Below are 9,213 nucleotides of genomic sequence, written 5' to 3'. Positions count from 1 at the left end.
TCTAAGAATCTAAGAATCTAAGAATCTAAGAATCTAAGAATCTAAGAATCTAAGAATCTAAGAATCTAAGAATCTAAAATTATTCTTTCGAAAAATCCAAATCCTGAAAATCGTAACTAAAGTCAGTTAATTCAGAAATTGGAAGCATTTTTAAGTTAAGGACTTTGCCACTTTCGTCGTATTTGAAAAGCAGATGTGCATCGGCATGAAAGAAAGCATTGTTCCATTTCACGACGTAATTTCCGTCTTTATAGAAAAATACTTCACCGGCCAGTTGCGGAGAGCGTTTGGAAGTAAAATATACTTTTCCTTTTTTCTCGGTAATGGTAATTTCGCCAAACCAGTTGTCTTTGTAAGTTCCGGTAATCTTAGAAAAATCAGTTTTTAGTTTGTCTTTTTTGTTTTTAGCAACAGTTGCCCAAACTTCATCGGTTACTTTATCAGCCGATGCTTCGCTGTCTTTCATTCGAGTACTGTAAATCGTCACATAGTCTTCTGATTTAATCCCCAGATAACTGTCTTTTATTGTATTGGTAATGGCACTAAAAGCTGCTCCCGATTGTTGATTGGTTAAAACAATAATTCCTAATCCTAATTCCGGAATCAAAGTGGTTTGAGTTACGTTTCCTTCCAGTCCTCCAGTATGTGAAACCTGCTTGTATCCTTTTAGATCACTTAGGAACCAGCCTAAACCATAACCGGAGAAATGAGTGTTGTACGGTGGTCTTGTTTTTGCAGGAATAATGGTTTGCAATTGCCACATTTCATTGTGTTCTTTTTCTGAAAACAGCTGCTTGTTATCGCCATATTTTCCATTCTTAAGCTGTAAAATAACCCATCTGCTTAAATCGTTTACACTGGAATAAATTCCGGCTGCTCCATCAAAAAGTTGGTTTTCATAACGTTTTATAGTTTTGAGTTTTCCGTCAACCGGAACGTGAGGGGTGATAACGTTTGTGGTGTCTTTTAAACGTTTCACTGAAGCCACACTATTGCTCATTTCCAAAGGCTTCATGATGCGTTCTTCTACAAATTCAGCCCAGGTTTTACCGCTTACTACATGTACAATTTCGCCTGCAACGATATAGAGCAGGTTGTCATAATCGTATTTGGTTCTAAAACCAGAAACAGGTTTTAAATACCTTAGATTGTGAATAATATCCTGCGCTTTAAAATCGCTTCCGTCGGGCCAGATCATCAAATCTCCGGCTCCAAGCCCAAGTCCGCTTCTGTGGGTTAACAGGTCACGAATCGTGAATTCACGGGTTACATAATCGTCGTACATTTTAAAATCAGGAAGGTATTTTACCACTTTGTCATCCCATTTTATTTTACCTTCGTCAACTAGCATTGCCAGTGCTCCCGAAGTAAAAGCTTTACTGTTGGAGGCAATCCCGAACAGCGTATTGGCATCCACTTTTTGCTGTGTTGCAATTGATTTTACACCATAACCTTTTGCCAAAATTACTTTTCCGTCTTTTACAATGGCCACTGCAATTCCGGGCACATCAAATGCTTTTAGGGTACGGTTGACCAGATCATCTACTTCCGGATTGGTTATTTGTGCTGAAAGGGTAAAGCTAAATAAGAAGGCTAAAAGTGATAATTTGTAGTTCATGACGGTATGTTTTGGTTTAGTTAAATCCGCGTTGACGCTTGGCTTCGAATATTAGAATAGCAGCAGCAACCGAGACATTCATGCTGTCGATTTCGCCCTGCATGGGAATGATGATATTCTGAGTAGCAGCATCTCGCCAGTCCTGCGTTAAGCCGGTAGCCTCTGTACCCACAACCAATGCAGTGGGAGTGGTGAAATCCTGTGTGTGATACGAAGTAGAATTTTGGAGTGTTGCACAGTAAAAATCGATCTTCTTTTCTTTTAAAAAGGCTATGATTTCAGCCGTCGTTCCTGTTGCAATCTGATTGGTAAACAAACAGCCAACACTGGAGCGTACAATATTCGGATTGTATAAATCGCTTTTTGGATTGGCAATTAATACGGCATCAAGATTTGCAGCATCGGCAGTACGCAAAAGGGCGCCGATGTTTCCCGGCTTTTCCGGTGCTTCGGCAACTACAATCAATGGATTATCAGATAGTTTTAGATCCGATAAAAGCATCGATTTGGTTTTGGCTATAGCCAGAACGCCTTCAGTAGTATCGCGATACGCTAGTTTCTGATAAACTTCTTTATTGATTTCAATGAGTTGAACCGGACTGTTTACCAATTTATGAATCTGATTTTCAGTAACCAATTCAGGTAAAAATAAAACGGTTTCTATTTCGTAGCCTCCTTTTATTGCGAGTGAAATTTCACGTAAGCCTTCAATCAAAAATGTTCCGGTTTGTTTGCGGGCTTTGGCCTTTTCCTGTAGTAAAACAAGTGATTTTATAAACGGATTTTGTACTGAAGTAATTTGTTTCATTTTTTTAAAGGTACTTAGGTTCTGAGGGGCTAAGGTACTGAGATTTTTTTTAAAAAGTTGCACAGGTTTTTTTGGAGGTACTAAGGTTCAGAGGTGCTAAGGTACTGAGTTTTTCTACAGGGGGTAGAGGAGGAAAACTGATGTAAAATTTTTTTTAAGGTACTTAGGTTCTGAGGGGCTAAGGTACTGAGATTTTTTTTAAAAAGGTTTTTTTGGAGATGCTAAGGTTCTGAGATGCTAAGTCACTGAGGTTTTTTTGAAAAGTTGTAAAGGTTCAGAGGCTTTTTCTTGGAGGGGCTTAGGTTCTGAGAGGCTAAGCTACTGAGATTCTAAAATGCTAAAAATATTTTGCCACAGATTAAAAGATTTTTAAAGGTTATAACCTTTTTAATCCTTTAATCTGTGGCAAAAAAAACTTTTATTTTGTAAGGACTTCTGAAATTTCGTTTGCTACCGGATGCGGAGCAGTGAAGGTGTATCCCATGATTTTTGCGATGGTTTGTGCTATTTGTTTTTGATACAGTTGAGAATCTGTTTTGATTTCGCCTTTTGGGGCAATTTCTGGCCCCATTGCAGCGAACCAAATTTGTGAGGCACCTTCAACATCGGCACCATGATCTGTCCATTGTGCTTTTGTTTTGTCACCACGACCGTGATCTACGGTGATTACCAGTGTCGTTTTATTTTTGTATTGGGGATCATTTTGTACAAAATTCCAGATTTCTTTAATCCATTTGTCGACCTGGTTTGCGGCATCAAGATAAGATCTGTAGTGTCCGGCGTGCGCCCATTCGTCAGTTTCTCCATAGGCAATGTAAAGTACTTTTGGCTTTTTGGTTTTAAGTTCGTTCAAAGCCTGATAGTGCGTAAAAACATCTAAACACTCATCCTGATGAAAAGGTTTAAACGAGTTGTTGCGCATTTCATTTAATAACTTCTGAGTTTCTGTAGGTTTGTCTCCTCCCACATTATCGAAGGCAGAAATTACCGGAAAACCGCTTCTTTTCTCGTTTAAAATTCGATCAAAAGCATCCCAGGCGCCAAAAGCGGCAACTTTTCCTTTTAGTTTAGATTGCTGGTTTAAAAATTCTAAGACATTTACATTTGGATTGTTCTTGTAATGATTGGAGTTGATGGCAACATCAACATTTCCGGTCATAATTTCACTGTATCCGGGATAACTGAACCAGTATGGGTTGGAAACATCAACTTTGCTTCCTAACTCGCGATGGCCATAAATTTGCCCTTTCGCAGCAATTTCAGACCATAGAAAAGGCATGATTTTTTTTCGGCTTTCTTTGGAGTCAGCACTTGCATAATTCTTATAAATATAGGTACTGTCTCCCTGATTGAATTTTTTATCATTGGCAATTGAAGGGTCCATTCCTTTAAACACTTCCTGCCATCTAAAACCATCGGTGGTGATAATGATGATGTTCTCGGTTTTTTGTGCATGAGAGTAAAAACCGGAAAAAAAGAATGCGAGTAAAATGAGCTTTTTCATATTTTTTAACTTACTGAGATTCTGAGATGCTAAGTTGCAAAGGTTTTTCTTTTTTAACGCTAAATATAGGTTAAGTTTTTGTTTCAAATTCCAAGAAGTGATAGAAAATTTTGTTATCCGGTTAAAAACTTTAATTAAGCGGACCGTCTTTTGAGATTTAGAAGCAGGCTTCTAAGAATTTGATTCTAGAAGAGAATGAGAGACTCTTTTGGAATCAAAAACGACAGTACAAATTATTTTTGTAAGTAAAAAATGTCTTTTATAAATATTATTGTAAGTTTTTTTGTACGATTAGATTGTTTTTTTTAGATTTGTCTTAAATTAAGTTTTTTTTAGCAGTTATTTATTTTGAATACAGGTATCAGGATCCGATTCTGAAAGATTAAAAAATAACAGTGAATCTAAAAGAGATTATAGTCCCCATTGTCTTTTAGTGAGAAAAAAATCAGTATAAATAACTTTATATTTTGGCGATGAGTCATAGGAAAGAACAACATCCGAAAGGAGAGTGAGGGATTGTTTTTGGTTTTTAGTAAACAGGCTTTGTATGATTTAACTTATTGGTTAAAAAGTGTTTAGCGGGATGTGTTTTGCGACAATCGAGCTTAAAAGAGTATTGAAATTGAAAAAGTCCATTTAATTGTTTAACAAACACAAAATTAAAATTATGAGAAATGCATTAGTATTTATTTTTATTATTTTAGTCTTCTTCAGTTGTGCAGAAGATTCTAATACAGAAAAGACCTCTTCGAGTGTCTATGATGAGCTATCTTTTGATGTGCTTGATATAAATAAGAGCATATCCTCTTTATCTAGTTTATCGACGAAGTTTTCTACCGATAAGAATATCATATTAAAAGATAAAAAAGACACCTTATGTGTTATAGTAGGTTTGGAAAGAGCTGAAAATTTTCTGTCAAAAGATGAAAATGGGAAGGAAGAAATGACATTTATATCAAAATCCGGGCCTGAGAATAAATTTGAGCAGGCCGTTATTACCCTTACAGGAGATCATGCCTATATCAGTTCTTCTTTTAAGGGGGAGTCAAAAAAAATAGCTTTATTTACAACACCTCAGATTAGTTTGTCTAATGAGTCTGCTAAGAAATACAATTCAGATAATGCTAAAGGTGAGTATGTTTATAATGCAGATAAAACCTCTTGTTATTTTTCTGCTAAAAATAACAAGACTGATAAACAGTTGTCTTCTAGCAGTTTCAGCGGGGAGGAGTCAAATTTGGGCTGTGGAGTTGCAGATGAAGGGATACAGGATGTAAGTCTTCCGCTCTCCTATGCCACTTTGGGCTCTTCTATTTCTTCTAAGAATGGAGGTGAGTCTGTTATTTCGGGCTCTTCCTCTAAAGCTACTGGCTCTAATTCGGTCTTATATGATTATATTTTTGGGAATAAGGTTGCCTATATGTGGAACTCTACAATTCGTTATAAACGTGTTGGCGAAATATATGTTAATGATAACCAAGTTACAAAAAGAAGAGAATATTTTCGTTGTAAAAAAGATCGTCTTGATTCCAATTTTCCAGTAAATAGAAAAAGCAATGAAGATTGGGAGTTTTTGGGGCCTTATGACTGGCAGCACTCCCCTAATAATGTAGGTCAGGCAGGGGATATCTATGAATACAATAATCCATGGAATAAGAAAAAAGAATTTTTCAGGCTTAATTACTGGTATTACGGGTATTTTCCTGTTAATTCTACAAGTAATAATTCTTGGGAGTACTTAGGAGAAACCCCTAAAAAAGTAGTAACCGTAAAGCTTTGGTATCAGGGAAACAATTCAAACACACCTATATCTCACGAAGTTAATTGGGCTTGGAATGATTTTATATTTTCGATGGGCAAGAATCGCCATATCAATTTTGTCAAGACTTATCAGGGGCAATTTGATACTAACACAGATACGGGTGGAAAATTAGAGAAATTTAGTTCTTTCTTACGCAATAAATTTAGAACACCTGAAAAAAATACGATCTACGGTTATCTTTTTTGGTCAACTACTGATAATGTTGTAGGGAAGGCTTATGTAGATTCCTATTTTTATGGAGGTAGTAGTAGTACTTGGTTCCCTGCATTTACGGCTCATACCATTGGTGGGGCCAATACAATGGCTCATGAAATTGGTCATGTTTTAGGAGCGGAACACAATAACAGAATATTTTATAGAAAATGGTGGTGGATTTTTGGGATATGGCATAGAGATATTATGTCTACAGCTTCTGAGTTTTACGTACAGTATGCTGAGCATAAGCATGAACCCAATATTACCATAATTAGAAGCAGACTAGGAGAGGATTATCAGTAAATTCTGTATGTGGTTTAGGGGGAATCTCCTTGTTTTTTATACTCTTTAATTATTTATTGAGAAAGAGTATTTTGAAAGTACAACAAATAGTAACTAGTTAAACCGGATTAGAATTTATCTTTTCCGGTTTAATTTTTCTGTCTTTTTTGCTGATAACGAACCCGATTTTTACTTAGGCATATAATACAACAGAACTGTTCTAGTAGCATCTTCGTCACTTTTTATATTCGCGGAAACTATCGTACAGCTGCTATAAAATTCCTCTCGACTTAATTTCGAGGTATTTATTGATGGTGTCCAAAGTCAAATTTTCAGGCTGTGTTAAAACAGCGTGGATGCCGTATTTTTTGAGTTCGTTTGCGATTAAACGTTTTTCGAACATGAATTTTTCGGCGATTACTTTGTCGTAGATTTCCTGAATCGTATCCGTTTTTTTATTGATGATCGCATTTAGTTCTGTATTGCTAAAGAAAACGACAACCAATAAATGACTTTTTGCAATTCCTTTTAAGTAAGGCAACTGTCGGTTTAAACCGTCCATCGTTTCAAAATTAGTGTATAAAAGGATCAAACTTCTTTGATTGATGTTTTTCTTGATGTCTACATACAAACGGCTGTAGTCACTTTCAAAAAAGTCGGTTTTGATATTGTATAAGGTTTCGAGAATTTTTTGCATCTGAGAAGCTCTTTTCTCGGCAAAAACACGGTTTTCTACTTTTTTAGAGAATGAAAAGAAACCTGCTTTGTCCTGCTTTTTCAGAATAACGTTCGATAAAACTAAGGTCGAATTGATCGCATAATCCAGTAAACTCAGTCCGTCAAATGGCATTTGCATGGAGCGGCCTTTATCGATTGCCATGTAAACGGATTGCGATTTTTCGTCCTGAAACTGATTGACCATTAAAGCATTTTTCTTGGCTGTAGCCTTCCAGTTTAAAGTTCGAAGATCATCACCCTGAACATACTCTTTAATTTGCTCGAATTCCATCGTATGGCCAATTCTACGGATTTTTTTGATTCCGTATTGGTACAGATTATTCGAAAAAGCCAATAGATCATATTTTCGCAGCTGAATATAAGACGGATAGGTGGGAACCATTTTGTCTTTATCGAACGAAAATCTTCTGGAAATTAGTCTTAGCGGTGACGAAACATAAACGTTCAGATAACCAAAGTAATATTCTCCTCGTTCTGTTGGTCGTAATTCGTAGCCAATTTCTTTTTGCTCAGAGGCTTTAATCGTTTTTACAATTTTGAAATCACGTACCTGAAACTGAAACGGAATTTCGTCGATTATCTTAACTGAAATTTTAAAGGTATAATGGTTTTTAACGGTGATGGTTACGGGATTCAAATCTCCGTTTGAAAGTTTTTCCGGTGTCGTTCTTTCCGCTTCAATACCAGTTTTACTAAGATAGAGCAGGAGTACGTCAAGCCCTAAGAAAGTAAATAAAATTAAAACCACAAACCAAACCGCATTGTACAAATTTGGAAAAATAAAAGCACAGACAAACAATCCAATTATACTCAGAAGTACATAGAAAAAGAAGTTATTAAGATAAAGGCTTTTGATGAATTTCACGCTTTAAAAGGTTTCAGGTTTTTATTGTTTCAAGTTTCAAGTTTCAGTTCTCGGTCTCAGTCTCAGTCTCAGTTTTCACTGTGTACTGCGACTGTGTACTGCAATTGTGTGCTGCAACTGTGTACTGCGACTATGTATTGCAACTGTGTACTGCGACTGTGTACTGCAACTGTGTACTGCGACTGTGTACTGCGACTGTGTACTGCGACTGTGTATTGCGCCTGAAAACTACCTTGGAATTTCAACAGTCTCAATAATTTGTCTGATGATTTCTGAACTTGTGATGCCTTCCATTTCGCGCTCAGGGGCTACAATTACACGATGCTGTAAAACCGGAATGGCAGCATCTTTTATATCTTCGGGAGTAACAAAATCACGTCCGCGGATGGCAGCAAAACCTTTGGCAGCATTCAAAATAGCAATTGAAGCACGCGGGGAGGCTCCCAGATATAAGAATGCATTTTCACGGGTATTGACTACAATTCGTGCAATGTATTCCAACAGATTTTGCTCGACTCTGATTTGTTTTACCAAAGCCTGGTATTCTTTTATTTCAGCAGCAGAAAGTATCGTTTTAACAGCCTCTAATTTTCCGTGATTTTGTAGTAAATGCTCTCTTTGGATAATTAAAATTTCTTCTTCAAGTTTCGGATAATCGATGGTGATTTTGAATAAAAAACGATCCAATTGTGCCTCCGGCAAACGGTAAGTTCCTTCCTGCTCAATCGGGTTTTGAGTGGCAATTACCAGAAATGGAGTTTCTAACTGATAGGCCGATCCGTCAATGGTAATCTGACGTTCTTCCATTACTTCAAAAAGTGCTGCCTGTGTTTTGGCAGGGGCACGGTTTATTTCGTCGATTAAGATTAAATTGGAGAAAATTGGGCCTTGTTTGAATTCAAATTCAGAGGTTTTTAAATTAAAAATCGAAGTTCCTAAGATATCCGATGGCATTAAATCCGGGGTGAATTGTATACGGCTAAAGCCAATGTTCAGGGTTTTAGACAATAGTTTGGCTGTAATGGTTTTGGCAACTCCCGGAACTCCTTCCAGTAAAACGTGTCCGTTGGATAAAATAGCCACCAAAAGCTGATCGACCATTTTGTGCTGTCCGACAATTACAGTTTCAAGTTCTTTTTTAATTGCGCTAACGTGATCTAAAAGTGGAGTTAAATTTATTCTGGTTTCAAAATTCACATTTTCATTTGTGATTTCAGATGTTGTATTGATATCGTCCATGATGGTCAGTTTTTCTTTTTTTGAATTCGATTGTATTTTTTTCTAATATAAACCTGTTTGGGATAATTCATTTTAACACATAGTAACATAGGTTCAGCGTCTATAAAAAAGGCATTTCATTTTATTTAAAAACACATCTGCT

General features: G+C 36.5%; 6 protein-coding genes. 1 reads left to right on the top strand and 5 read right to left on the bottom strand.

What is annotated here, in order from left to right; translation table 11 throughout:
- Window positions 1–79 precede the first annotated feature (79 nt).
- The 3 genes from JO950_RS13880 to JO950_RS13870 all read right to left on the bottom strand — a co-directional run bounded on the left by JO950_RS13880 (window position 80) and on the right by JO950_RS13870 (window position 3,930).
- Window positions 80–1,618: a serine hydrolase gene (locus JO950_RS13880; protein WP_202703194.1), complete on the bottom strand. Its 1,539-nt coding sequence runs from the start codon at window positions 1,616–1,618 to the stop codon at window positions 80–82.
- A 16-nt stretch (window positions 1,619–1,634) separates the two neighbouring features.
- Window positions 1,635–2,426, bottom strand: a complete 792-nt coding sequence (locus JO950_RS13875; protein WP_089077771.1) for an RNA methyltransferase — start codon at window positions 2,424–2,426, stop codon at window positions 1,635–1,637.
- Between the two features lie 418 nt (window positions 2,427–2,844).
- Window positions 2,845–3,930, bottom strand: coding sequence for a phosphoglyceromutase (locus JO950_RS13870; protein WP_202703193.1), 1,086 nt, complete (start codon window positions 3,928–3,930; stop codon window positions 2,845–2,847).
- Window positions 3,931–4,570: 640 nt separating this feature from the next.
- Here JO950_RS13870 and JO950_RS13865 point away from each other — a divergent pair.
- Window positions 4,571–6,250: a zinc-dependent metalloprotease family protein gene (locus JO950_RS13865; protein WP_202703192.1), complete on the top strand. Its 1,680-nt coding sequence runs from the start codon at window positions 4,571–4,573 to the stop codon at window positions 6,248–6,250.
- Between the two features lie 250 nt (window positions 6,251–6,500).
- On the opposite strand, the gene JO950_RS13860 is transcribed toward JO950_RS13865, so the two are convergent.
- Both JO950_RS13860 and JO950_RS13855 read right to left on the bottom strand, forming a co-directional pair.
- Window positions 6,501–7,832: a DUF58 domain-containing protein gene (locus JO950_RS13860; protein WP_202703191.1), complete on the bottom strand. Its 1,332-nt coding sequence runs from the start codon at window positions 7,830–7,832 to the stop codon at window positions 6,501–6,503.
- Window positions 7,833–8,060: 228 nt separating this feature from the next.
- Window positions 8,061–9,071 carry a MoxR family ATPase gene (locus JO950_RS13855; protein ID WP_202703190.1) on the bottom strand — a complete coding sequence of 337 codons (1,011 nt, stop codon included), beginning with the start codon at window positions 9,069–9,071 and terminating at the stop codon, window positions 8,061–8,063.
- Window positions 9,072–9,213 lie beyond the last annotated feature (142 nt).

Origin of the sequence: Flavobacterium sp. UGB4466, assembly GCF_903469665.1 — a bacterium.
GTDB lineage: Bacteria > Bacteroidota > Bacteroidia > Flavobacteriales > Flavobacteriaceae > Flavobacterium > Flavobacterium lipolyticum.
The sequence above is the reverse complement of the archived record's forward strand: the minus strand, read 5'-3'. Positions and strand labels throughout refer to the sequence as shown.